The following is a 1214-nucleotide window of genomic DNA, read 5'->3' on the forward strand; positions in this document are numbered from 1 at the left end:
GATGTCGAACCCCGGTGTCCCACCGCGACGCACCCGGCGGGGGGGGGCGGGGGGGGGGGGGGCGGGCGGGGGCGGGGGGGGGGGGGGGGGGGCGGGGGGGGGGGGGGGGGGGGGGGGCGGCCGGCCCGCCCCCCCCCCCCCCCCGCCGCCGAGCTGGCGGCGGGCTGCGACTGGCCCTAATAGCCCTTATAGGTCTATTGCTGCCAGTAGCGGGGGTTCAGTGCCTCGGTGCCGTCGTAGTCCAGTGCGAGCAGGACGCGGGCGAGCTGGTCGATGTAGACGCCTTCGACTTTCACGTGCTGCACGCCTCGGGCGTACTCGCGTACCTCGATTTCGATTTCATCGAGTGGGCTGGTGCTCACGAGCACGGCCATGTTGCGGGCGGCCGCGTAGCGGTCGCCGGTGCGGGTGAATGGAAGGATGCGTGCGGTGAACAGTAGGCCGCCGCGGTCGTAGCGGCCGGGCACTGCTGCGAGCTGGCTTGCACCGAGCGACATGAACACGTAGGGGCCGATTGCCTGGCGGAACTGTTCAGCGGTCGAGCGGTGGAACTCGTCAGCTCCGGCGATGTGTGCGGTGTCGAACGGGATAACTCGGGTGGGCTTCATGGTTTCACCTTTCGTTAGGTCTTATGGGGTTTATAGGTCTATTTAGGCGGTGATGAGTCGGTCGCGCTCGGCGTCGTCCAGCCGGTAGGCGAAGCTGCACGAGCCGAACCATTCGGCGGCGGTCGTCGCTGCTTCCTCGGTCGAGTACAGGCCAAGAATGCGGGTGCATGGGCAGTTGAGCACGGCCCAAGCGTTCGCGGTGCGGCTCTGGCCGCACTCGCACGCGATCCGCTCGGCGCACTGCTGCGCCTCGGCGGCGGTGCCCTCGGCCGCGTAGCCGATTCCAACGGGTGCCAGTCCGGCGCAGCTCTTGCAGATGTAGGTGGTTGCCATGTTCTCTCTCCCTCACGTTTTTTGCCTTGAAGGCGTTTACGCCTTTCGCAGAGAGCGACGCCGAAGTGCAAGTGACCGTGGAATACCGGAGCGAGCGCAGCGAGCGAGGATATGCCGCGAAAGCACTTGCGCGCAGGTTGAGCGAACGTAGAATGCCGCCAGGCTTCAAGGTAAAAACGCGAAGCGTTCTAGCGGTGCGGCCGCGCAGCGGCCGACATACTGGCCGCCCTCTGTCGGCGGCCCCGGTCGCGGATGCGACCGGCTGGGGGGGCG

Annotated in this window: 2 protein-coding genes; both read right to left on the reverse strand. The window is 68.1% G+C overall.

The features are described 5' to 3' along the window. Positions 1-194: 194 nt before the first annotated feature. Positions 195-608 (reverse strand): hypothetical protein, encoded by a 414-nt coding sequence (locus tag A5728_RS10425; RefSeq protein ID WP_064846972.1) that lies wholly within the window; start codon positions 606-608, stop codon positions 195-197. A gap of 42 nt (positions 609-650) precedes the next feature. Further along, positions 651-941: a hypothetical protein gene (locus tag A5728_RS10430; protein ID WP_064846973.1), complete on the reverse strand. Its 291-nt coding sequence runs from the start codon at positions 939-941 to the stop codon at positions 651-653. Between the last annotated feature and the right edge of the window lie 273 nt (positions 942-1214).

The sequence above is a fragment of the Kocuria sp. ICS0012 genome, from assembly GCF_001665945.1.
Lineage (GTDB): Bacteria > Actinomycetota > Actinomycetes > Actinomycetales > Micrococcaceae > Kocuria > Kocuria marina.